General features: G+C 71.1%; 18 protein-coding genes and 1 other RNA gene. 5 read left to right on the top strand and 14 right to left on the bottom strand.

From position 1 onward, the window contains the following. Positions 1–5: 5 nt before the first annotated feature. From mqo to AC1DG4_RS04180, 5 genes are all read right to left on the bottom strand, one after another. Positions 6–1,466, bottom strand: a complete 1,461-nt coding sequence (gene mqo / locus AC1DG4_RS04200) for a malate dehydrogenase (quinone) (RefSeq protein WP_477421089.1) — start codon at positions 1,464–1,466, stop codon at positions 6–8. 80 nt (positions 1,467–1,546) lie between these two features. After that, positions 1,547–2,611: an aspartate-semialdehyde dehydrogenase gene (locus tag AC1DG4_RS04195; protein WP_477376404.1), complete on the bottom strand. Its 1,065-nt coding sequence runs from the start codon at positions 2,609–2,611 to the stop codon at positions 1,547–1,549. A gap of 279 nt (positions 2,612–2,890) precedes the next feature. Beyond that, positions 2,891–4,177, bottom strand: a complete 1,287-nt coding sequence (locus tag AC1DG4_RS04190) for an aspartate kinase (protein ID WP_477376403.1) — start codon at positions 4,175–4,177, stop codon at positions 2,891–2,893. Between the two features lie 529 nt (positions 4,178–4,706). Continuing rightward, complete coding sequence (locus AC1DG4_RS04185; protein ID WP_477376401.1) at positions 4,707–5,324, bottom strand: response regulator; 618 nt, start codon at positions 5,322–5,324, stop codon at positions 4,707–4,709. Beyond that, the gene (locus AC1DG4_RS04180) at positions 5,321–6,610 is read right to left on the bottom strand and encodes a sensor histidine kinase (protein WP_477376399.1); all 1,290 of its coding nucleotides are present in this window, start codon (positions 6,608–6,610) and stop codon (positions 5,321–5,323) included. The genes AC1DG4_RS04185 and AC1DG4_RS04180 overlap by 4 nt, the downstream gene beginning before the upstream one ends. A 96-nt stretch (positions 6,611–6,706) precedes the next feature. On the opposite strand from AC1DG4_RS04180, the gene AC1DG4_RS04175 reads away from it, so the two are divergent. Next, positions 6,707–7,180, top strand: coding sequence for a DUF2871 domain-containing protein (locus tag AC1DG4_RS04175; RefSeq protein WP_477376397.1), 474 nt, complete (start codon positions 6,707–6,709; stop codon positions 7,178–7,180). Here AC1DG4_RS04175 and AC1DG4_RS04170 read toward each other — a convergent pair. From AC1DG4_RS04170 to AC1DG4_RS04160, 3 genes are read right to left on the bottom strand one after another with little or no spacing between them, the layout of a single operon-like run. After that, complete coding sequence (locus tag AC1DG4_RS04170; RefSeq protein WP_477376395.1) at positions 7,146–8,147, bottom strand: DMT family transporter; 1,002 nt, start codon at positions 8,145–8,147, stop codon at positions 7,146–7,148. The genes AC1DG4_RS04175 and AC1DG4_RS04170 overlap by 35 nt on opposite strands. Next, positions 8,144–8,737, bottom strand: a complete 594-nt coding sequence (gene recR, locus AC1DG4_RS04165) for a recombination mediator RecR (protein WP_477376393.1) — start codon at positions 8,735–8,737, stop codon at positions 8,144–8,146. Before recR ends, AC1DG4_RS04170 begins: the two co-directional genes overlap by 4 nt. Positions 8,738–8,793: 56 nt before the next feature. Beyond that, complete coding sequence (locus AC1DG4_RS04160) at positions 8,794–11,229, bottom strand: DNA polymerase III subunit gamma and tau (RefSeq protein WP_477376391.1); 2,436 nt, start codon at positions 11,227–11,229, stop codon at positions 8,794–8,796. Between the two features lie 168 nt (positions 11,230–11,397). On the opposite strand from AC1DG4_RS04160, the gene AC1DG4_RS04155 reads away from it, so the two are divergent. Next, positions 11,398–11,574, top strand: coding sequence for a DUF1918 domain-containing protein (locus tag AC1DG4_RS04155; RefSeq protein ID WP_292722557.1), 177 nt, complete (start codon positions 11,398–11,400; stop codon positions 11,572–11,574). A gap of 77 nt (positions 11,575–11,651) precedes the next feature. Here AC1DG4_RS04155 and AC1DG4_RS04150 read toward each other — a convergent pair whose 3' ends face one another. The 6 genes from AC1DG4_RS04150 to AC1DG4_RS04125 form a co-directional block, all read right to left on the bottom strand. Continuing rightward, positions 11,652–14,156, bottom strand: coding sequence for a glycoside hydrolase family 65 protein (locus AC1DG4_RS04150; protein ID WP_477376389.1), 2,505 nt, complete (start codon positions 14,154–14,156; stop codon positions 11,652–11,654). Positions 14,157–14,182: 26 nt separating this feature from the next. Then, positions 14,183–14,920, bottom strand: coding sequence for a beta-phosphoglucomutase family hydrolase (locus tag AC1DG4_RS04145; protein ID WP_477376387.1), 738 nt, complete (start codon positions 14,918–14,920; stop codon positions 14,183–14,185). 115 nt (positions 14,921–15,035) lie between these two features. Further along, positions 15,036–15,743 carry a hypothetical protein gene (locus AC1DG4_RS04140; RefSeq protein ID WP_477420189.1) on the bottom strand — a complete coding sequence of 236 codons (708 nt, stop codon included), beginning with the start codon at positions 15,741–15,743 and terminating at the stop codon, positions 15,036–15,038. A gap of 76 nt (positions 15,744–15,819) precedes the next feature. Then, an RNA gene (gene ffs, locus AC1DG4_RS04135) (signal recognition particle sRNA small type) lies at positions 15,820–15,916 on the bottom strand. 86 nt (positions 15,917–16,002) lie between these two features. Then, a complete protein-coding gene (locus tag AC1DG4_RS04130; protein ID WP_477376383.1) occupies positions 16,003–16,266 on the bottom strand; it encodes a type II toxin-antitoxin system RelE family toxin in 264 nt (87 codons plus the stop codon). Then, positions 16,263–16,529 carry a type II toxin-antitoxin system Phd/YefM family antitoxin gene (locus AC1DG4_RS04125; protein ID WP_477376381.1) on the bottom strand — a complete coding sequence of 89 codons (267 nt, stop codon included), beginning with the start codon at positions 16,527–16,529 and terminating at the stop codon, positions 16,263–16,265. The genes AC1DG4_RS04130 and AC1DG4_RS04125 overlap by 4 nt, the downstream gene beginning before the upstream one ends. 167 nt (positions 16,530–16,696) lie before the next feature. Between AC1DG4_RS04125 and AC1DG4_RS04120 the strand changes: the two genes are divergently transcribed. The 3 genes from AC1DG4_RS04120 to AC1DG4_RS04110 all read left to right on the top strand — a co-directional run bounded on the left by AC1DG4_RS04120 (position 16,697) and on the right by AC1DG4_RS04110 (position 21,379). Further along, positions 16,697–17,725, top strand: coding sequence for an AAA family ATPase (locus AC1DG4_RS04120; protein WP_477376379.1), 1,029 nt, complete (start codon positions 16,697–16,699; stop codon positions 17,723–17,725). Between the two features lie 62 nt (positions 17,726–17,787). After that, positions 17,788–19,071: a DUF58 domain-containing protein gene (locus AC1DG4_RS04115; RefSeq protein WP_477376377.1), complete on the top strand. Its 1,284-nt coding sequence runs from the start codon at positions 17,788–17,790 to the stop codon at positions 19,069–19,071. Next, positions 19,061–21,379: a transglutaminase TgpA family protein gene (locus tag AC1DG4_RS04110; protein ID WP_477376376.1), complete on the top strand. Its 2,319-nt coding sequence runs from the start codon at positions 19,061–19,063 to the stop codon at positions 21,377–21,379. The genes AC1DG4_RS04115 and AC1DG4_RS04110 overlap by 11 nt, the downstream gene beginning before the upstream one ends. The last annotated feature ends 86 nt before the right edge of the window (positions 21,380–21,465 follow it).

Below are 21,465 nucleotides of genomic sequence, written 5' to 3'. Positions count from 1 at the left end.
CGGGATCAGGCCGTCAGATCGAGTGTCTTCGCCGTGGCGCCCATCGACGCGCGCGCATCGGCGGCGGAGTCGTTGAGCTTCTCGCCGAGCGTCGGGATGAGCTTCTGCAGCTTCGGCTCCCACTCCCCGTACTGCTCGGGGAAGCAGCGCTGCAGCACGTCGAGCATCACCGGAACCGCCGTGGACGCGCMGGGAGAGGCACCCAGCAGGCCCGCGATCGTGCCGTCCGCGGCCGCGACCACCTCGGTGCCGAACTGCAGCTTGCCGCCCTTCATGACCTGCGCGCGCTGACCGGCCTGCAGCAGCTCCCAGTCGTCGTCCGCGGCGGTGGGCATGAACTCGCGCAGCGTCGAGACCTTCTTGTGATGCGTCTTCAGCAGCTCGCTGACCAGGTACTTGATCAGGTCGAAGTTCGTGAACGCGACCTTGAGCATGCTGCCCAGGTTGTGCGGGCGCACCTGGCTCACGATGTCGAGCATCCCGCCCTGCTTGAGGAACTTCGGACTGAAGGTGGCGAAGGGGCCGAACAGCAGGCTGGTCTCGCCGTCCACGACACGGGTGTCCAGGTGCGGAACCGACATCGGCGGGGCACCGACAGGGGCCTGCGAGTAGACCTTGGCCTGGTGCTTGGCGACGATCGCCGGGTTCGATGTCTTTAGCCACTGCCCGCCGATCGGGAAGCAGCCGTAGCCCTTGATCTCGGAGATGCCGGAACCCTGCAGCAGCTTGAGCGCCCAGCCGCCCGCGCCGACGAACACGAAGCGCGCGTTGATCGTGCCGGGCGTGCGCCCGATCACGTTGCGGTACCGGACGTCCCAGGTGCCGTCCTTGCGCTGCGAGAGCTTGCGGACCTCGTGATTGCGCCGCAGGGTGAAGCGGTCGTCCTCGGTGAGGTGGTCGAACAGCTGACGGGTGAGGGATCCGAAGTCCACGTCCGTGCCGCTCGGCACCCGGGTCGCGGCGAACGGCTCGCCCTTGCGGCGCTGCTCCATGAGCAGCGGGGCCCAGGTGTTGATGACGCGGGAGTCCTCGCTGAACTCGATCCCCGCGAACAGCGGCTGCTTCTTGAGCACCTCGTAGCGATGGCGCAGGTAGTCCACGTCCTTCTGCCCGCGCACGAACGTCATGTGCGGGGTGGAGTTGATGAACGTCGTGGGGGCGTCGAGCACGCCGCGGTCGACGAGCGTCGACCACAGCTGACGGCTGAGCTGGAACTGCTCGTTGATGCCGATCGCCTTCCCCGGATCGAGCGCGCCGTCCTTGCCCTCGGGCATGTAGTTCAGCTCGCACAGGGCGGCGTGGCCCGTGCCTGCGTTGTTCCACGCGTTCGAGCTCTCCTCAGCGACGTCGCCGAGTCGCTCGAAGGCGACGACGTTCCAGTCGGGCTGGAGTTCGCGGAGCAGGGTTCCGAGGGTGGCGCTCATGATGCCACCGCCGATGAGGACGACGTCGACGGATTCAGTCACCCGGTCAGTCTAGTTCGCCTCGAGGCCGCCGATATTCGCCGTGGCGGCCATCCGGCGACCGGAATTCGCCGTGACGGAGGTCAGTCACCGAGACGAGCGGCCACGAGCTCCGCGACCTGGACCGCGTTCAGCGCGGCGCCCTTGCGCAGGTTGTCGTTGCTGATGAACAGCACGAGGCCTTTGCCCTCCGGCGCGGACTGGTCGGCACGGATCCGCCCGACGTAGCTCGGGTCCTTGCCGGCGGCGTACAGCGGCGTCGGCACCTCCTCGACCACGACGCCCGGTGCCGCGGCAAGCACGTCGTACGCGCGTGCGGGGCTGATGTCGTTCGCGAACTCGACGTTGATCGACAGCGAGTGCCCGGTGAAGACCGGCACGCGCACGCAGGTTCCCGCGACGCGGAGGTCCGGCAGCCCGAGGATCTTGCGGCTCTCGTTGCGGAGCTTCTTCTCCTCGTCGGTCTCGTTGAGGCCGTCGTCGACCAGGGATCCGGCGAACGGGATGACGTCGAAGGCGATCGGGGCGACGTACTTCTCCGGCTGCGGGAAGTCGAGCGCTGATCCGTCGTGCACGAGCTGCAGGGTGTCGCCCTGGGCGAGCACACCCTCGACCTGGCCGAGCAGCTCTTGCGCGCCCGCGAGACCGGATCCGCTCACGGCCTGGTAAGTGCTCACGATCAGGCGCTCGAGGCCGGCTTCGGCGTGCAGCGCCTTGAGCACGGGCATCGCGGCCATCGTGGTGCAGTTGGGGTTCGCGATGATGCCCTTGGGGGCGTCCGCGATCGCCTCGGGGTTGACCTCGCTCACCACGAGGGGCACCTCGGGGTCCATCCGCCAGGCGCTCGAGTTGTCGACCACGACCGCGCCGGCCGCGGCGAAGCGGGGGGCGTAGGCGCGGCTCGCGGTGGCGCCCGCGGAGAACAGCGCGATCTCGACACCGGCGGGATCCGCAGTCTCCACGTCCTCCACGATCACCGGCGTGCCGCCGAAGTCGATCGCCGTGCCGGCCGAGCGTGCGGAGGCGAACAGGCGCAGCTCGCGGATCGGGAAGGAGCGCTCCGCGAGGATGTCGCGCATGACGGTGCCGACCTGGCCGGTGGCGCCGACGATCGCGACGGAGATTCCTGAGTCGGAGATGCGGGTCATGGGGATGCTTCCTTGGCTTCGTGCCGTGGCGGGTGCCGGACGGCGGACGAGGCGGAGGCGCGGTCGCCGGGTGTGGCGGATCAGTCCGCGCCTGGCGCCGATGTCAGGGTTTGGGCGATTCTACCGGGTTCACTGACCCCGGGGCGCCGCAGTGACGGGCCCCCTCGCCTGCAGGTCGCAATATCTGCTCTTCCTGGAGACGGGTGGAACCGATAATGCGACCCGAACGGCGACAGTGCGACCTCAACGGCGCCGGGCGTTCCGAACGGAGCAGGCGGATCAGCGGCCGGTGCCGGCGGCGACGACGGCTTCGACCTCGCCGTCCAGGCCGTACGCCGCATGCACGACGCGGGCGGCTTCGGCGAGCTCGTCGCCGCGGACGACGACGGAGATCCGGATCTCGGAGGTCGAGATCATCTCCAGGTTCACGCCCGCGGTCGACAGCGCCTCGAAGAGAATCGCGGAAACGCCCGAGTGCGTGCGCATACCGGCGCCCACGACCGAGAGCTTGCCGATCTGGTCGTCATGCACGAGTCCCTCGAAGCCCACATCGGCCTGCTCGGCAGCGAGCGCCTTGAGCGCGGCGGACGCGTCGGACTTCGGCAGCGTGAAGGAGATGTCGGTGCGTCCTGTGGACGCGGCCGAGACGTTCTGCACGATCATGTCGACGTTCGCGCCGGACTTGGCGACGATCTTGAAGATCTCCGCGGCCTTCCCCGGCACGTCGGGCACGCCGGCGACGGTGACCTTGGCCTGGCTGAGGTCGGTGGCGACACCGGCGACGATCGGCTCTTCCATGGCTTCTCCCTCGGATTCGCGGGGGTTCTTCATGCCCTCGCCCAGAACGTATGTGCCCTCGTTCGACGTGAAGGTCGAGCGGGCGTGGATCAGGACGCCGTGCCGGCGCGCGTACTCGACGGCGCGGATGTAAAGCACCTTGGCGCCGTTCGCGGCGAGCTCGAGCATCTCCTCGCTGGATACGTGCGAGAGCTTGTGCGCGAGCGGGACCACGCGCGGATCCGCCGTGTAGATGCCGTCGACGTCACTGTAGATCTCGCAGACGTCGGCGTCGAGGGCTGCGGCGAGCGCCACCGCGGTGGTGTCGGATCCGCCGCGACCGAGGGTCGTGATGTCCTGCGTGTCGTCGTTGATGCCCTGGAAGCCGGCGACGATGACGATCGCGCCCTCGTCGAGCGCCTCGCGCAGGCGCGTCGGGGTGACCTCGACGATGCGTGCGGATCCGTGCCGGCTGTCGGTGCGCATCCCGGCCTGCGGGCCGGTGAAGGAGCGCGCGTCGAAGCCCATGGAGTGGATCGCCATCGCGAGGAGTGCCATCGAGATGCGCTCTCCGCTCGACAGCAGCATGTCGAGTTCGCGCGGTGCGGGGATCGGCGCGACCTGGGCCGCAAGGTCGAGCAGTTCGTCCGTGGTGTCGCCCATGGCACTCACGGCCACGACGACGTCGTGCCCGGCGCGACGCGTGTCGACGATACGCTTCGCGACGCGCTTGATGCTCTCTGCGTTCGCGACGGACGAGCCGCCGTACTTCTGCACGATGAGGGCCACGGATCACTCCTGGGGGATGCCGGGCGCCGGAGGCGGCGCACCACCGCACATTCTACGAGCGCACTCCATGCCGGATCCGGTATGTGACGGCGGTGGCAGGGTGCTGACGCCGTTCGCAGTGATCACCGGGTATGGGCACGACCCGGCCCTTTTGGGGCGCGTCTCGGCGTTTTGGGGCGCGCCACGACACCTCGACCAGGCGCGGTGCGCCCCGAACCGTCGCAGCACGCCCCAAACCGGGAGTCGAGCGGGGCAGGCCCCCCCACAGCGGAGGTCGGATCCGGTGTGGGGCGTCGGATCCGGTGCGGGGTGTCGGATCCTATTCGGAGGGGCCGGATCCACGCTGCAGAGGTTCAGGCGCGGTTTGGGGCGCAGTCCTGCCGTTTGGGGCGCCCGACGACGCGTTCGCTGGGGATAGCGCGCCCCAAAACGGTACGGTGCGCCCCAAAACGTGAGTGGATGCCGGGATGGGAGGGATGGGAGGGATAGGAGGGGTGGGAGGTGTGGGAGGGGAAGGCCGGCTCGGCGGTCAGAGCAGGCCGCGGCGGCGGGCCTCGGAGACGGCGCCCGTGCGGCTCTCGGCCCCGAGCTTGTCGAGCAGGTGCACGATGTGCGTCTTGACGGTGGCCTCCGTGACGAACAGGCGCACCGCGATCTCGCGGTTGCTGAGCCCCTCCGCTACGAGCGCCAGCACCTCCTGCTCGCGAGCGGTGAGGTCGACGCGCGGTGCACGCAGGGCGGCCACGAGACGTTCGTCCCCGCCCGGGGTGGGAACGGTCGATCCGGCTGCCGCGTCCACGATCGCCCGGGAGATGACTTCGACGCCGACCTCCTTGAGCAGGTAGCCGGCAGCGCCCGCCTCCACCGCACGGACGATCTGGGCGTCGTGGTCGAAGGTGGTGAGGATCAGCACCGCGGGCGGCACCGGGAGCGCCCGCAGCGCCGCGGTCGTGGCGACGCCGTCCATGCCCTCGCCGAGACGCAGATCGCACAGCACCACGTCGGGGTGCAGCGCACGGGCGGCCTCGACCGCCTCTTCTCCCGTGCCGACCTCGGCGAGCACGTCGAAGCCACGCGCCTCGACGACCGCGCGGATCCCTGCGCGCACGATCGGGTGGTCGTCGACGATGATCAGCCGGACGCTCATTCCGCTCCCCCGTTCACGTCGGTGCCCGGGCCAGCGCCAAGGTCTGTGCCAGAGCCTGTGCCGTCACCCGCACCCGCGCCGTCACCGACGCCCGCACCTGCGCCGAGCGGCAACGTCGCCTCGATCGTGGTGCCGGAGCCGGGCCCGGATCGGATCGTGAACTCTCCGCCGCCCTCCCGCATCCGCGAACGCATCGCGGCGAGGCCATAGGACGCGTCGGAGGGGCGCACCGCCTGATCGAACCCGACCCCGTCGTCCTCGAGTCGCAGACGCACGGATCCGCCGCCGCACGTCAGCGCGACCTGGACCGTCTGCGCCTGCGCGTGCTGGCGCACATTGGCGAGCGCCGACTGGGCGACCCGCAGCAGGGCGACCTCGACCGGCGTCGACAGGGCGGGGAGTTCCGGATCCACCTGCAGCGTGCCGGTGATGCCGGTCTCGTCGCGCAGGGCGTCGAGCATGCGGGCGAGCGCGGCCGCGAGGGCGGACTCGTCGAGATCCGCGGGCGCGAGCGCCGCGACGATGCGGCGCAGCTCGGTGAGGGAGTGTTGGGCGAGCTGCTCGATCTGCGCGGTGCGATCCGGTCGCGCCTCGGAGGCAGAGTCCGCCGGATCCAGGCGCGCCAGCATGACGATCGTGCTGAGCTCCTGCGCGATGGTGTCGTGCAGATCGCGGGCGAGTCGGGTGCGCTCGCGCGTGGCACCGGCTTCGCGCTGGCTCGCGGCGAGCTCGTCGTGCAGCCGCTCGGCTTCGTGCTGGGCACGCAGCATCGAGTCGATGAGGCGCTCCCGCTCGGCCGCATCGCGCAGCATCGCGTCATATCCCAGCGACACCGCGAAGGCGAAGCCACCGCCGACGAGGGGTCCGATCAGGTGCGCGAGCAGCGTCCCCGAGGGCACCCCGCCCGGATGCAGCATCGGAGCGACGATCGAGGCGGCGAGCACCACGACCATGAACGCGAAGGACCATGGCAGCCGCAGCACGTGCCCGGCGAGCAGCAGCAGCGGGAACGCGAGCCAGACGAACTCCGCGGACAGCGCGAGCATCCCGGCCCAGATCGCGAGCAGCCCCAGCATCCACCAGACCGCGGCGCGTTTGTGCGCGAACCCCGCGCCGGCTCCGTACCAGGCGAGATACACGGCGGCGGCGAGCAGAACGGGCAGCAGCGCCCCTTCGATCCCCGCGCGCGCCGTGGTGACGACGACCAGCACCACCGTGATGAGGTGAAGCGCGAACCGCGCGCCGCGCAGCATCCGCCACCGGGCGGATGCGGATGCGCTGCTCATGCTCCGATTCTCCCGTGCGGACGGGGCATCTGCCCAGCGTCGGGCCTCGTTCGTTCGATGGATGCGCAACGAGGCGGACACGCGGATGCTGGGATCATGACCGCTTCTGTCGACCTCACCGCCCCCTCTTCCTCCGCGCCCGCACAGCGACGCGCTCTCACCCAGCTGTTCGTCGCCGCCGTCGTCTGGATCGCACTGGGGCTCGTGGCGGGCCTGTTCTACCGGGAGTTCACGAAGGCGCAGGGATTCCCGAATGGCGTGAGCGGCCAGCTCGCGCTGGTGCACACGCACCTGCTCGCGCTCGGCGCGCTCGTCACGCTCATCGTGCTCGCCCTCGAGAAGACGTTCACGCTGTCCGCGAGCCGTCTGTTCCGCTGGTTCTTCTGGATCTACAACGCCGGCGTGCTGGTGACGGGGGCGATGATGGCCTGGCACGGGATCCTCGACGTGCTGAAGATCGACGCGTCCAAGGCGATCTCGGGGATCGCCGGAGCCGGTCACATCCTGATCGGGGCGGCCTTCGTGCTGCTGCTGATCACTCTGTGGAAGGGGATCCGTCGGTCGTTCTGACCTGCGACGGGACGGCAGGGTCGCGCGGGGCCGGCGGCACCGGCTCGGCCGTCAGCTCCACCGCGGTCTCGTCGACCGTGGCCCTGGGCCGCAGCCGACCGCCGGTTCCCGCGAACCAGCACCCGATGATCACCAGCGGGAATCCGATGATGAGCCCCGGGGTGAGCGGTTCGGCGAGGACGATTGCGCCCAGGATGATCGCGATCACCGGATTGACGTAGGTGAAGAGCGGTGCGCGGACGGGGCCGACCTCTTTGATGAGGGCGAAGAAGGCGAGGAACGCGATCGCGGTGCAGATCACGCCCAGGGCGATCAGGGCGGCGATCGACGGCAGGGTCGGCACGGTGTGCTGAGTGAGCAGCGCGAGCGGCAGGTAGAGGATCCCGATGAAAAGCAGCGCGAGCGTGATCGTGCCGATCGACGGCACATGACCGAGCTTGCGGGCGACGATGAACGGGGCCGTCGCATAGAGCACCGCCACGAGCAGCACCTCCCCCGCCGCGAGGAAGTCGACCTTGCCGCCGGTGAGCCCTGGTCCCGCGACCACGACGCCGACGCCGACGAACCCGATGAGCAACCCGATCAGTCGCGCAGGGCTCAGCACGCCCCGGTCTCCCCCGCCGAGCGCGATGATCGCCGCGAACAGGGGAACCGTGGCGACGAGCAGGCCCGTCAGCCCCGACGGCAGGGATTGCTCGGCATGGCCGAGGAGGAAGAACGGACCCGCCATCTCGACGAGACCGAACGCGAGCACCCAGGGCCAGTGCTTCCACGCGGCTTTGATCGCACCGCTGCGGATCGCGAACGGAAGCAGCAGCAGCGCCGCGATGAGGGTCCTCCCCGCCACCATCGCCGGTGGCGAGAACGACTCCACGACCACGCTGATGAGCAGGTAGGGCACGCCCCAGAGCAGGCACATCGCTCCGAAGAGCAGCCAGCCTCGTCGGCTGAAGCCGATGCTGCTCACAGCACGCGCCGCCCCTCGAAGGCGCGTCCGAGCGTGACCTCGTCCGCGTACTCCAGGTCGCCGCCCACCGGCAGGCCGGAAGCGAGTCGCGAGACGGTGATCTGCATGGTGGTGAGCAGGCGGCTGAGGTAGCTCGCCGTCGCCTCGCCCTCGAGGTTCGGGTTCGTGGCGAGGATGACCTCCTGCACGGTGCCGTCGGCGAGCCGGGTCATCAGCTGGGCGATGCGGAGGTCGTCCGGCCCGACGCCGGCGATCGGGCTGATCGCGCCGCCGAGCACCTGGTAGAGCCCGCGGAACTCGCGCGTGCGCTCGATCGCCGCGACATCCTTGGCGTCCTCGACCACGCAGATGATCTCGGCATTGCGGCGCGGGTCGCGGCAGATCGCGCAGCGCTCCTGCTCCGCGACGTTGCCGCAGATCTCGCAGAACCGCACCCGCTCGCGCACCTCGACGAGCAGCTCGGAGAGCCGCTTCACGTCGAAGGAGGGCGTCTGCAGGATGTGGAACGTGATGCGCTGGGCGGATTTCGGGCCGATGCCCGGCAGGCGGCCGAACTCGTCGATCAGCTCCTGGACGATGCCGTCGTACATCTGGTGATCCTCATGATCGCTCGTTCACTGCTGCTGGTCGCCGCTGTCGCGGCTTGTCACTGGAATCGCGTCTGCGGCTCGTACGGCTCCTCGCGGAGGAACCTCGCGCCGAGCACCTGGCGCACCACCGCCTCGCCGTAGCGCTGCACGCCGGGAGCGCCGGAGCGCGGAGCCCGGTCGGTGATCGTGGGTGCGGGACGCGGCGCAGGATCCGGCCGCACGGCGGCCGCGAGTGCGGGACCCGGACCCGGTCGTGCGGCGGGTGCGGGACCCGGATCCGCTCCGCCGACCTCGGACACGGCCGATCCGTCCGGAGCCATCGCGGGCTCGTGAGCCCCRCCATATGAACCAGGACCGGCGTCCGGGCCCGGGTCGTCGGCGTCGTCGGGGAACGGCGGTTCGTCGTCGAGGACGTCGCCGTCATGCCCGGGCTCGTACCAGCCGGACGCCGGCATCGCCTCGACGTCGGCGGGCTCCTCGTCGACCGGGAACTGCGCCACGACTGCAGGCGCCGAGGGCTCGGGAGCCACGGGCACGGAAAGGGGCGCATCCGCCGGCGGAGCAGGCTCCGACTCCCCCTGCGGAATGGCGGCAACCGCCCACTCCGTGACGGGGGCGGCAGCCGTCGGAGCCGGGCGCTGCGGTGCAGGAGCCGTGCGCTGCGGCGACGCCGAGGACGGCGCCGAGTCCGGCCCGCGGTCCTCGGGCTCGGATGAGGTCTGGTCGGAGGGGCGCGGGGCCTTCCCGCTCTCGGCTAAGTTCCGCTCGGGAGCCGCCTCGGGAAGCGGAGCCGGCAGATACTTGACCTTGACGGCGAGCTCGCCCTCGATCGCGGCGCGCAGGTGATCGGACGGGCCGTCGCCGGGCTTCGTTCCCTTGAACCGGGCGACGTCGTTCGGTCCGGGGAACCCGAGCGTGAGCACCTCGGTCTCTGCGTCGTAGGCGAGCGGCTGCACCGCGGTGACGACGAGCCAGGATCCGCGGCTGATCTTCTCCAGACGCCCGAGCACTGCGGTCCAGGCGGCACGGACCTGGTCGATGTCGACGGGACCGGCAGGCGCGGAAGCAGCGGGTTCGGCGACGGGATCCGGCTCGCCGACAGGAGATGCGGCGGGCTGGCGCCCTTCGTCTCGCTGCGCTCGCTCAGGGACCGGGCTGGGCGCAGCCGCCGGAGTCGGTGACGCGGCCGGGGCGCCGGCGTCGGCAACGGAATCGCCGCGTTTCGTCTCGGTCGCATCGCGTCCTCGCTCAACGACCGGGAGCGCCGAAACGGGGGTTCTGGCCGGCGCCGCGGTGGCATCCGGCGTGGCGACCGGGGAAGCGGGCGCAGCGGCAGCAGTCGCAACAGGAGCGGCAGCGGGAGTCGCCGCGGGCGCGGCCTCCCCGCCTCCGGCGAGCGCGGTCAGCACGCGCGCGACGAGCAGCTCGAGGTGCAGGCGTGGTGACGTCGCCCCCGACATGTCGTCGAGCGCCGAGCTCACGAGGTCCGCCGCGCGCGACAGGCGCGGACCGCCGAACGCCACGGCCTGACCGCGCATGCGGGTCAGCTCGTCCTCCGGGACCCCGCGCAGCACCGCGGAGGCCGCATCCCCTACCGCCGCGATCACGATGAGGTCGCGCAGCCGCTCCAACAGGTCGTCGACGAAGCGGCGCGGATCCTGTCCGGTCTGCACCACCCGGTCGATCGCGGGGAAGGCTCCGGCCGCGTCGCCCGCGGCGAGCGCGTCGACGATCTCGTCGAGCAGAGCGGAATGCGTGTAGCCGAGCAGCGCGACCGCGCGCTCGTAGCCGACATCGCCGTTCTCCGAGCCCGCGATGAGCTGATCGAGCAGCGAGAGCGTGTCTCTCGGGGATCCGCCGCCGGCGCGCACGACGAGCGGCAGCACGCCCTGGGCGACGGTCACGCCTTCCTCGGTGCAGAGCTTCTCGACGTACTCGAGCATCGCTGCCGGCGGCACCAACCGGAACGGGTAATGGTGCGTCCGGGAGCGGATCGTGCCGAGCACCTTCTCGGGCTCGGTGGTCGCGAAGATGAACTTGATGTGCGGCGGCGGCTCTTCGACGAGCTTCAGCAGCGCATTGAACCCCTGCGGCGTCACCATGTGCGCCTCGTCGAGGATGAAGATCTTGAACCGGTCCCGGCTGGGCGCGAACGTCGCGCGCTCGCGCAGGTCTCTGGCATCGTCGACGCCGTTGTGACTGGCCGCGTCGATCTCGACGACATCGAGGGATCCGCTGCCGTTGCGCGACAGCTCGACACAGCTCGGGCACACGCCGCACGGGGTGTCGGTGGGGCCCTCGGCGCAGTTCAGGCAGCGAGCCAGGATGCGCGCGGACGTGGTCTTCCCGCAGCCTCGCGGACCGGAGAACAGATAGGCGTGGCCCACCCGGTCGCCGCGCAGCGCGGTCATGAGCGGATCGGTCACCTGCGACTGCCCGATCATCTCCCCGAAGTTCTCGGGCCGGTAACGGCGGTACAGGGCTGTGCTCACCCGTAAAGACTACGGTGTGCGTCGGACATCGGCGCGGGCGATCCGGCATCGGCGCCGGGACGTCCGCGGCGTCGGAGCCGACGCCGCGCCGGACGGCGCAGGAGAAGGCCAGGAGAACCCTGCCGCAGCCCCGCGAACGGACGTACCCTGAAGAAGGAGGTGTGGACGATGACGCAGGTGGCAGCAGGCGACCGGATCCGCATCCACGGCCGAGTGGTGGGCGGCGCGGAGCGATCCGGCGTGGTCCTCGAGGTGCGAGGCGAGCTCCTCGTCGTGCGCTACGACGACGGACACGAGGCGGTTCTCGCGCCAGGCAGCGACTGCGAGATCAGGCACGGCGAGTAGGCCGGAGCGAGGAAGCGCCGACCCCGCGACGGGCGCCGGTCCCTCGAGAGGCTCGGGGACCAGCGCCACGCCCTGGGCTACTCCCCCGATTCTCCGGCGAAGCCGATGATCGGGATCGCCGAGGTCGTCGGAACGGTCGGCGACAGGATCGTGCCGTCCTCGCGGCGGGCCTGCGAGCCGAATTCCGGGCGCCCGCGGAGAACCGGACCCTGGTCTGCCAGATGCACTGCCGCCGGGGCGTCGATCGAGGCCGTGTGCGCGGCCCCGCGCACCGAGAACGTGACCGGATCCCCCGCGCGCACCTCGACCATCAGCTGATCCGCGGTCAACGTGATCTGCAACTGTGAGCCGTGCCACTGCAGCGGATACGAGAGCTCGGGCCAGTCGGTCGGCAGGCGGGGATCGAAGCTGAGCTCGTCGTCGTGGTCGCGCATCCCGCCGAATCCGCAGACGAGCGCGGTCCACACGCCGCCCGCGGATGCCACGTGCACGCCGTCCGAGGCGTTGCGGTGCAGGTCGCCCAGGTCGACGTAGATCGCGTGTTCGAAGTACTCGTGCGCGAGGTCCTGGTATCCGACCTCCGCGGCAAGGATCGACTGCACGACCGCCGACAGCGTCGAGTCGCCCGTGGTGAGCGGGTCGTAGTACTCGAAGTCGGCGAGTTTCTCCGCCTCGCTGAAGTGGTTGCCCTGCAGGAACAGCGCCAGCACCACATCCGCCTGCTTCAGCACCTGGAACCGGTAGATCACCAGCGGGTGGAAGTGCAGCAGCAGAGGACGCTGCTCGGCCGGGGTGGCCGGGAGGTCCCACACCTCCCGCTCGAGGAACAGCGAATCCTGCGGGTGGATCCCCAGGGCCGGGCTGAACGGGATGTGCATCGCGTCGGCGGCGCGCTCCCAGCGCTCGACCTCTGCGGGGTCGATGTCGAGCCTCTCCACCGCCGCGTCGTAGGCCTCTGGCGCATCCGCGGCCATCTCCCGCACCACGCGCGCCGCGAAGCGCAGGTTGTACCGGGCCATGACGTTCGTGAAGAGGTTGTCATTGACGACCGTGGTGTATTCGTCGGGGCCCGTGACGCCGTGGATATGGAACGTGTCCACTCCCGCGGCGGAGCGCCAGAAGCCGAGCGTCGCCCACATCCGCGCCGTCTCGACGGCGATGTCCACGCCCTGGCGATAGAGGAAGTCGTCGTCGCCGGTGGCGCGCACGTACTTCCCGAGCGCATAGCTGACGTCGGCGTTGATGTGGTACTGCGCGGTGCCGGCGGCGTAGTAGGCGCTGGCCTCCTCGCCGTTGATCGTGCGCCAGGGGAACAGCGCTCCGCCCTCGTTCAGCTGGCCGGCGCGGCGGCGCGCGGCGGGCAGCATGTGCACGCGGCAGCGCAGCGCGTTGCGCGCGAACTGCGGCGACGTATAAGTGAGGAACGGCAGCACGTACACCTCGGTGTCCCAGAAGTAGTGCCCGCCGTAGCCGGATCCGCTCACGCCCTTGGCCGAGACGCCGGCGCCGTCGGCGCGCGCGGAGGCCTGCGCGATCTGGAACAGGCACCAGCGGGTCGCCTGCTGCAGGTCGTCGTGTCCGGCGATGCGCACGTCGCTGCGCTCCCAGAACGCGGTCAGCCACTCGGCCTGCTTGGCGAACTGCGCCTCCGCGCCCTCCACCGCGGCACGGTCGAGGGTGCGCCGGCAGCGGTCGATGAGCTCGCGCGCCGGCACGCCGCGGGACGTGTGGTAGCTGACGAGCTTCGTCACGCGCGTGGGGACGCCGGCCTTCGCCTGCACCCGGAACACGTTCTTCGCGATGTCGGGCTCCACGAGCTGTCGTGCGGTGTACTCGTTGTCGGTCTCGACCAGGTGGTCGGCGACCACGGCGAGGGTCATGCCGGAGTTCGCGACGCGGTAGGCGAGGGCGGAGCGCCCGCCGTCCTGCCAGTACTCGGCGGGCTGCAGCACGCGATCGCCGATCCGCTCTGCCTTGCGCGGATCGAAGCCGGCCTTCTCGCCAGGGGATCCCGCCGCCATCGACGGCACTCCGCCGTACACGTCCTCGCCGTCCTGCCGGTTCAGCAGCTGGCACGAGATCGTGACAGGGGCGTCGGAGTTCTCGACCGTGACCTCGAGGCGCAGCACCGCGAGGTGGCGCTCGACGAAGGACACGATGCGCTCGTCGCGGATGCGCACCCGTTTACCGGAGGGCGTCTCCCACAGCACCTCACGGCTGAGCACGCCCGTGCGGAAGTCGAGCTCGCGGCGGTACTCGCGCACGTCCGCCTCGTCGAAGCTCAGCGGCTCGTCATCGACGTACACCCGCATGACCTTGGCATCCGGGGCGTTCACGATCGTCTGGCCGACCTCGGCGAACCCGAAGGCCTGCTCGGCATGGCGGATCTTCCAGGTCTCATGCAGACCATTGATGAAGGTGCCGTGCTCGAGCGCGTTGCGGCCCTCGATGTGATTGCCGCGCAGGCCGAGGTACCCGTTGCCGAGACCCAGGAGCGTCTCCGAGACGCCAGGGTTCACATGCGGGTAGGACGTCTCGACCAGACGCCACGGGTCGACGGGGAAGAGGTCGCGATCGATCATGCAGTGCTCTCCGTGAGGGGATCGGTTCAGGACAGGAAGCGGGCGAGGTCATCGACGACGACGGTCGCGCCATGGGCGAGGAGGGAATCGGATCCGGCGCCGCGGTCCACGCCGACGACAGCGCCGTAGCCGGCCGCGGCGGCCGAGGCGACGCCGCTGGTCGCGTCCTCGACGGCGACCGCGGATGCAGGGTCGACGCCGATGCGCTCGGCGCCGACGCGGAACACGTCCGGCGCGGGCTTGGATGCGAGGTGCTCGCGCTCGGCGACGACGCCGTCGACGACCACGGCGAAGAAGTCGCGGATGCCGGCCGTCGCCAGCACCTCCTCCGCGTTCTTGGAACTGGATACGACCGCCATCGGCACCTCCGCGGCTCTCAGCTCCTGCAGCAGAGCGAGGGATCCGGGATACGGTGCGATGCCGTCACGGCGCAGCGCCTCCGAGAAGGCCACGTTCTTGCGATTGCCGATCCCGCAGACGGTGTCGGCCTCAGGGTCGTCGTCGACGGACCCCCACGCGATCTCGACGTTGCGGCTGCGCAGCAGGCTCGCGACGCCGTCGTAGCGCTTCTTGCCGTCGACATACGCGAAGTAGTCCTCGTCGGTGTACGCGGGCGCGATGTCCCAGAGCAGGAACACCTCGTCGAACACCGCTTGCCAGGCATGCATGTGCACCTCGGCGGTCGGCGTCAGCACGCCGTCGAGATCGAAGAGCACGGCGGCCGAGCGATGCAGATCGGGAAGCGCTGCGGGGGTGTCGGGCACGGCGGAGCCTCCGGGTGGCTGAGAGCGGGATCTGTCGGATCGGCACGTCTGCGTGCCACCCTGTCCAGGGTAGTGCGCACGGGGTGCCGCGGGAAGGCGTGCGAACGTCGGATGTTCAGGGCAGCGACGCGATCTTCTCCGCGGTCACGACCCGCAGCTCGGGGATCCCGGCGCCGTTGTACACCGTGGAGCGCCCCGCCGCGGAGGGAACCACGAATCCGATCCGGAGCACGTCGCCGCGCACGGCCGCATCGAGGACGCCAGGATCCGCCGTCAGGGCGACCGGATTCGCCGCTGCCTGCAGCGTGCTCTCCGGCTGCATGGCGCCGACGAAGCCGATGAGCCCCGTGCTGTCGCGCATGCTCTGCGGAATGGTCTCCGTGCCGACCTGGATCTCGACGTAGGCCGTGTGCTGCTCCCCCTCGTGACCGGCCGGGTCGTGGAGCAGGGCCTCCAGCTGCGCAGGATCCAGGGCGGGATACGCCGGGTCGGCGGCCGAGACGGGTGGGGCAGGTGACGCGGGCGAGCCTGTCTCGACGACCGGCTGGACCCCGTCCGGCGTGGTGCCCTCGGAAGAGGACCGCTCCGATAGCCCGGCGAAGAGCCCGAGCGCGGCGGGGATCAGGATGAGCGCCGCGATGCCGATGAAGATGAAGATGAGGGGCGTCCACGACCGCCGCTGCCGAGGCGGCTCGGGCGCGGGAGCACCGGCAGGACGCGGACGGCCGTCCCGGTCGTGCTCGAGCGGCGGGATCACGTACGGAGCCGTGAGGTTCTTCGGCACCGCGGAGTACACGGCCGGCCTGTGCTCGTCGTGTCCCATGTTCGGACACTAGCGCGTCGGCAGGCCGATCCGCCTCGCTCATCCGGATCGCGCATCGGAACCGGATCAGGGCAAAAGAAAAGACCCTCCGCGCACCCGGCAGAGCCTGGTTACCCTTGCTGCGTTTCCGCCCTGGGGGAATTGGCCTGGGTGCCGCCACGCGGAGAGCCGAGGACAAGTCTACCCGAGGTCACGGGCGGGGCCGAACGCGGTCCCCCTGCCTCGTTCCGAGCACCGCCGCGGCCAGATTCTCCGCCGATCACTTCTCGCGGTAGATCTCCCTGCGGTGCCCGACGGCGAGGACCAGCACGATCAGCCGGCCGTCCTGGATGTCGTAGATCACCCGGTAGTCGCCGACGCGCACGCGCCAGGCTCCGTCGCTGTTCACGAGCGGCTTCGCTGCCGGCGGGCGCGGCTCGTCCGCCAGCAGCTCCACCGCCGCCTGGATCCGGCGCCGCGCGACCGGATCCAGCTTCCTCAACTGCCGGAAGGCGCCGGGCGCGAACTCGATCGCGAAGGTCATGCCAGCCCGAGCTCGGCCTTGACCTCATCCCATGGCACCGGCAACTCGGCGGTCTCCGCCACCTCGCGTCGCGCGGCGATGGCGGCGGCGGCATCCTCCGCGTCCTCCGCAAGCTCCCGCATCCGCTCGAAGTCGGCTGCGTCGACGATCGCCACGACACGACGCCCCCGACGAGACAGAAACACGGGCTCATGGGCCACGTGCGCACGCTCCACCAGGGCACCCAGTTGACGCTTGGCGTCGGACAGCATCACATCGGACATGTCTCAATGATACCAATGGATCCTTAAGCCCAAGTAGGCCCAATGGCTGCTTTGACCTGACGATGACCGGGCCACGTCGAATCGACAGGATGCAGCCGACCATCCCGTCCCCACCCCGGGTTACGATCAAGACGCGGGCGCACCGCGGCGCCCGGTGAGAGGGACGCATGCACGCCACGAACACCGCCGACGTCGCCACGAGCGCCGCCCTGGACGCCGCCTCCCGCGACGCCTCCGGAATCGACGCGACCGGCTTCGCCCGGCAGACCGCCGCGATCCTGTCCTCCATCACCCAGGTGATCGACGGCAAGGACGACGCCGTCCGCAGTGCGCTGACCTGCCTGCTCGCGGAGGGTCACCTGCTCGTGGAGGATGTGCCGGGCGTCGGGAAGACCATGCTCGCGCGCGCCCTCGCGGCGAGCATCGACGCCACCGTGCGGCGCATCCAGTTCACCCCGGATCTGCTGCCAGGCGACGTGACGGGGGTGAGCGTCTACAACCCGGTCGCGCAGGAGTTCGAGTTCAAGCCCGGCGCCGTGTTCGCGCACATCGTGATCGCAGACGAGATCAACCGCTCCTCCCCCAAGACCCAGTCCGCACTGCTGGAGGCGATGGAGGAGCACCAGGTCACGGTGGACGGGAACTCCCGGCCGCTCCCGGATCCGTTCCTCGTGGTCGCCACGCAGAACCCCCTCGAGATGGAGGGCACCTACGCCCTGCCGGAGGCGCAGCGCGACCGGTTCATGATGCGGATCTCGATGGGCTACCCGGACGCGGAGGCCGAGACCCTCATGCTGCGCCAGCGGGACACGGCCAACCCTCTCGACGGCATCCGCCCCGTGCTGACCGCGAGCGACGTGCGCGCGCTGATCACGTGGGCGCGGGCCGTGCACGTCGCGCCGGCGCTCGAGGAGTACGCCGTGGCTCTGTCGCAGGCCACCCGGAGCGACCCGAACCTGCACCTCGGGGCGAGCCCCAGGGCGACGCTGCAGCTCGTGCGCGCGGCGAAGGTGCAGGCCGCGCTGGACGGGCGCGACTACGTCGTGCCCGACGACGTCACCTCGCTGCTCCCTGCCGTGTTCGCGCACCGCCTCATCCCCGCCCGCGGGCTGCACCGCGCCGGAGCGCGCCCGATCGARGCGGCGCTCGAGGGCATCGTCCGGCGGATCCCGGTGCCGGTGGGCCTTCCGCGGTGAATCAGCGGGAGAGCGCACGCCGCGCAGCGGATCCGCCCGGCCGGAGGATGACCGGGCGCGGCGTGAGCGCGCTCCTGACCGGGATACTCCTGGTGATCGGCGCGAACGTGCTCGCTGTGCCGGTGCTGCTGTATGTGGCCGCGCTGCTGTTCGCGCTGCTCGTGCTGGCGGCATTGTTCGTGTTCGTTCCGCGCCGCCGCGCGCGGATCAGCCGCGCAGTCGCCGCCGACCTGCTCACGGTCGGCGACGACACGTCTGTGCGGGTGCGGGTGGATCTCCGCACGCTCGTGCGACCGCCGTTCGGACGCTGGCACGACGGGCTGCCTGCGGCGGTGCAGGGCTCCGCGATCGGTGCCTTCCCGCCGGAGGACGCCGAGCGGATCCCCGGCGGGGCGACCATGACGATGACCTACCCGATCGCGGGGGTGCGCCGCGGGCTCGCCTCGCTCGGCCCGCTGCGGCTCAGCACCGCGGATCCGTTCGGGTTGTTCGTGCGCACCGATGAGCTCGGCGATGTGACCCCGATCACGATCGTGCCGCAGGTCGTGCCGCTGCCCCGGCTGACGGACCGCGCCGGGCGCGCCGGAGGCACCGCACAGACGTCGTCGCACCGGCTCGGCCAGGGCGCGGACAATCTCTCCCCTCGCCGGTACGTCCCCGGGGACTCGATGCGGCGCATCCACTGGCGCGCGACCGCCCACCGCGGCGACCTGATGGTGCGACAGGAGGAGCAGGAGTCGAGCCCGGACGCCCTGGTCGTCCTCGACCGCGCCGGTGCGCGCTGGGTCGCCGCGGGCGGGGAGACCGATCTCGAGGGCTTCGACCGTGCTGTCACGGCGTGCGCCTCGATCGCCGTGCACCTCGTGGACAACGGCTTCGCGGTCGACGTGGTCGACGCGACCGGCGTGCTGATCGGCCGGCTGCGCGGCGCCGAGGACGAGCGCGAGGGCCTGCTGGTGACCCTCGCGGGCACCGCGCCCCGCTCCGGCGAGCGCGACCACGGGCTGCCCGCGGCGAGCGAGGGGCATACGGTCGGTCCGCTCGTCGTGATCACCGGCGCGATCGATGCGGCCGACGCCGGCACACTGCCGCACGGCGGAGCCGGAACCCCGATCCTGATCACCACCGCCCCCGGGTCGGACGCGCTGTCCGCCGCGGAGACGCAGGGCTGGCGCGCGGCGGCGCTGGGCGACGATCCGGCCGATGCCTGGGCCGACACCGGCGCGGCCGAGCCCGGATCCGCGACGGTGGACGCCGGTTCCGCGCGCCGCCGCTCGCCGCTGCCCGGCGGCGCGGCCGGGGCTCCCGCCGGACACGGTTCGCAGGAGTCGGCGCATGTCCGCTGACGTAAGCGCTTACGGAGGGCCCCTGCCGCAGCGCCGGACGGACGGCGGGCCCGTGGTCGCCGCGCTGCTCACCGCATTGGGACTGTTCGTGGCGGTGTGGCCGCTCAGCGCCGTGGTCCAGCCGGGCTCCTGGAGCGAGGGCGCCGCAGTGACCGCGGCGACGGTGGTCGTCGCGGGCGCCGTCGTGCGCCTTCTCACGCGGCGTGTCCGGGTCTGGCTCGCGATCCCCGCCGTACCCGTCGTGCAGCTCGGAGCGGGCGCGATCGCGCTCACGATGTTCACCGGGCGGCAGGCGGGTCACGGATGGCTGCTGCCGACGCCCGAGGTGTGGCGCGCGATCGACGCCTTCTTCACCACCGCGCTCGGTGAGATCCGCGGCGGCGTCGCTCCCCTGGTGGCGTCCCCCGCGATCGCCGTGAGCGTCGCCACCCTGGCGGGCCTCATCGCCGTCGTGCTGGACCTCGTGCTCGTGACGCTGCGCGCGCCGCTCGTGGCCGCCGTGCTGGTCACCGCGCTCGGCGCCGTTCCAGGGATCGTCGTGCACCAGGGCGCGAACCCGGTGTGGTTCATCGGACTCGCCCTCACGATCCTGTTCTTCCTGCATGTCCGGTTCGCGCCGCCCGGAGCCGAGCGTGCCGCGACAGCGACGCGGGACGAGGCGAGCGCGGCCCGCCGTGAAGATCCCGGCACGCCCCTGCGCACGCGGCGCCTGCCCGCCGTCGTGCTGGGCTTCCTCGCCGTGCTCGCGGCCCTGATCGTGTCGCCGCTGCTGCCCCTCTCCGCGTCCGGGCTCAACGTCGGCGGCGGCAGCACCACCCTGAGCGCGACCCTCGACCTGGGCCAGGATCTGCGCCGCCCCGCCCCTGCGACCGCGCTCACGCTCATCACCCAGGACGGCACGCCGCCATATCTGCGCATCGCGACCCTCACCCGATTCGACGGATCCACCTGGCAGCCGGACCGGCCCACCACCGTGCCGCTGTCGCAGGGGTTCGGGGATGTCGCCGCTCCGGAGGGCGTCGCGGTGCACAAGACCAAGACCACGATCCGCACCGCCGGGATCTCCGGATCCTGGTTGCCCGTGCCGTATCAGGCCACGGCCGTGCGCGGAGAGAACGGCAGCTGGAACGCCGCCGCCGACAACCGCACCGTGATCGCGGCGAACGCAGACGCCGCCGACCAGAACTACTCGATCGACACCTCCGCGCTCCAGCCGACACTCGATCAGATCCGCGCCTCCACCTCCTCCGGGGCCGAGGTCCCCGCCGAACTGCGCGCCCTGCCCGCGAAGATGCCCGCGATCATCGCCGCCAACGCGCGCGAGGTGATCGGCGGCGCCACCACCGACTACGACAAGCTGATCGCCCTGCAGACGTGGTTCCGCGCCGGATTCCGCTACTCGCTGCAGACGCCGGTCGACGACGGCTTCGACGGCACCAACGTCGACGCGGTGGCGAGGTTCCTTACCGTGCGCGAGGGGTACTGCGTGCACTTCGCGGGGGCGTTCGCGCTCATGGCCCGCTCGCTGGGCATGCCGACGCGGATCGTCGTCGGCTACCTGCCCGGCACGGCCACCGACCGCCGCTCCGACGACGGCAAGGTCGTGTACGAGGTCTCCACGGACCAGCTGCACTCCTGGCCGGAGGTGTACTTCGCCGGCATCGGCTGGGTGCCGTTCGAGCCGACCGCGACCCGCGGCATCCCGACCGCCTTCACCGAGGACAGCACCGGCGCCGGTGGCAGCGCAGCGCCTTCCGCCGGCGCGACGCCCGCGCCCACGTCGACCGGCGCCGCCAAGGATCCGAAGAATCTCGATGTGCCGAACGCAGGCGCCGCCGGGGCGTCGACGCCGAGCGCGCTGCAGGCGCTGCCGGTGGTCTGGACGATCCTGGGCGTGCTCGCGGTGCTGCTGATCCCCGCCCTGATCCGGCGGCTGCAGACGATGCGGCGCCGTGCCGCCGCGGGCCGCGGGGACGCCGTGGCCGCGTGGACCGAGCTGCGCGCGACGCTGCAGGATCTGGGCCTGCCCGCCTCGTCCGCGGAGTCGCCGCGCGCACGCGGCGAGCGCCTGGTACGCGAGCGCGGCGTGGACCCCGCCGCGATGGACGCGCTCGTGCACGCGATCGAGCGTGCCAGCTATGCACGCCAGGGATCCGGCTCCCCGCCTGACGGCGAAGATCTGCGCCCGCCGCTCGACGCGATCCGAACTCGGCTGCATGCGCACGTCTCCCGTCGCGACAGGATCGCCGCGGCGCTGACCCCGCGCTCGCTGCTCGGTTCCCGGCTGCTCGCGACCTCGACGTCCTGAGTCCGGGTGCGGCGCCGGGGACGCTGCGGTTCGACGCCGGAGGCGTTCGACGCGTGACACCGCTCCGGCGACGGCTACGCTCGGAA

The organism is Microbacterium sp. 05N427, assembly GCF_056397105.1.
This window is presented reverse-complemented; position numbering and strand designations above follow the sequence as displayed.